General features: G+C 46.5%; 1 protein-coding gene. It reads left to right on the top strand.

Annotation, left to right across the window (positions count from 1 at the left end; translation table 11 throughout):
- Nucleotides 1-594: IS110 family transposase (locus QTO00_RS18765; protein WP_331426118.1), on the top strand; the 594-nt coding region annotated here is incomplete at its 5' end.
- Nucleotides 595-2,087 lie beyond the last annotated feature (1,493 nt).

The raw sequence follows: 2,087 nt of genomic DNA, 5'->3' as shown, positions 1-2,087 counted from the left end.
GGACTTATTGCTGAATACGGTATTGTTCTACCTAAAGGGAAGGCTTCGTTCAGGAAAGCTATTCCCGAAGTGCTCGAAGACGCCGAAAACCAGCTATCGCCCATATTACGAGAACTTCTATCACGACAGTACGAACGCTATCTATATATCGATGAGCAAATTAGTTGGTTTGAAAACAAACTTAACCAAACCGTCAAACAGTTCGATAATGCCAAACGACTGATGTCTATCCCTGGCTTTGGGCCACTCACTAGTCAAGCCGTTGCCGTATGGTTAGGTTCAGGGAAACAGTTCAAAACAGGGCGAGATGCCTCTGCGGCGATGGGGTTAGTTCCAAGGCAAGATACTACAGGTGGCAATGTGATGCTTCTGGGTATCACCAAACAAGGTAACACTTATATACGGTCTTTACTGGTTCATGGTGCTAGAGCTGCTTTAAGACGAGCCCAGTTTAAGTCTGACAAACTCAGTAAATGGATGCTTGAGTTACAAGAACGACGAGGTCCCAACCGTGCCGCGGTCGCGCTCGCAAACAAACTCATGCGGATCGCTTGGGCTGTTATCGCCAAAAACGAAGAGTATCAACCAGCATAAAACACCGTGCACCACCAACCCTTTGCAAAGTACGTAGCGAGATGAATAACAGGATAAATCCTACACGTTGAAAACCTTGTGCTCACACTGGCTTTTACAGTCGATAAGTTGATTAGGACTTCGTGTTCGACTGCCTCATCTTGGCCAAGGCAATAGCCGTTAAAACAGGCCGTATATATGGTAGTTAACCTGCGCTTTTAATCATGCTACTGACTTGCAAAACTGGGGGAGACCATATAAGTGAGCAACGCAATACAAAAGCGACCGCATTGCACCTTAAACACCCAAAACCACTGCAAACCAAAACTGCCACGCGTTGCGAATCTGCTTGAATTGTTTGTTATGCGATTAGCACGGAAATGCAAAATTGGGCTACGAAAACATTACCTTAAACACGAAAAACTACAAACGCGCAGATAACTTTTTGTGATTCAAGAACCAGCGGACTCAACATTTCACGGAAAAGTTACCACAAGCGCTGAACGCGGTTTGAAAGCGAAAATTTAGCTTTTGTTTGCGAGAAACTTAACGAGCCGGAATTTCAGCGAATACCGGGTTTCCGCAAACTTGCCCTTTCCACACTTTGCGCCTGATAGTTTTCCGTACCCAATTGCAATTTTTAATGAGGCAACTTCACGAACTTTGGCATGCTTTACGGTTTCAGTGATTCAAGAATTTGAGTCGACAATACTGATTTGCCGACACCGAAAAACAAATGACCAAAGAGAACGAAATTAAAGAAACCTAAAAACTTTGCCCTGTCGCATAACGCCTTGCTAAGTGGCGCCCGCGATGAACCCGCCAAGCCCACTGAACCCCAAGCCAAAACCGCCGAGCGTTTGGCGTCCACTTGAGTAACTGGTTAGTTGGCTAGTTCGTTGCTCTGCTAGAAACGCCACCGTACGAAAAAATAAACCACCGAATCCAAGCGCACAACACCTCAACCAAAGTTACCCACGATTTACTCAAAGTAATGTGAGCCACTACACTCCGGCAAAGAAATCAGACACAAAACACCCGTTGAAGTTATTGAGGCGGCAATTCTGACGAGCAGATGAAAAGCGCATAAACCCGCCCCTGAAACACCAAAACTCCACGCGACTTTGCGCCCACGAAACTGGCAACCAACCTACACGGAATCAAAATGAGGCAAATCCTCGAACATTGAAACGCGCTGGACTTGAGTGATTCAAGAACTGACACCGACAATGCCAAATTGCCGATGACACCGGACGAATGGCCAAAGAAGATGATGAACTAGCCCCAAAAATTCACCCGCCAACTAACGCCTTGCTAAGTGGCGCCTGCGATAAACCCGCAAAGCCCACTGAACCCCAAGCCAAAACCGCCGAGCGTTTGGCGTCCACTTGAGTAACTGGTTAGTTGGCTAGTTCGTTGCTCTGCTAGAAACGCCACCGTACGAAAAAGTAAACCACTACCCGCAAGCGTACAACACCACAATCGAAGTTACCCACGATTTACTCAAAGCAATG

The organism is Vibrio sp. M260118 (assembly GCF_036533755.1).
GTDB lineage: Bacteria > Pseudomonadota > Gammaproteobacteria > Enterobacterales > Vibrionaceae > Vibrio.
The sequence above is the reverse complement of the archived record's forward strand: the minus strand, read 5'-3'. Positions and strand labels throughout refer to the sequence as shown.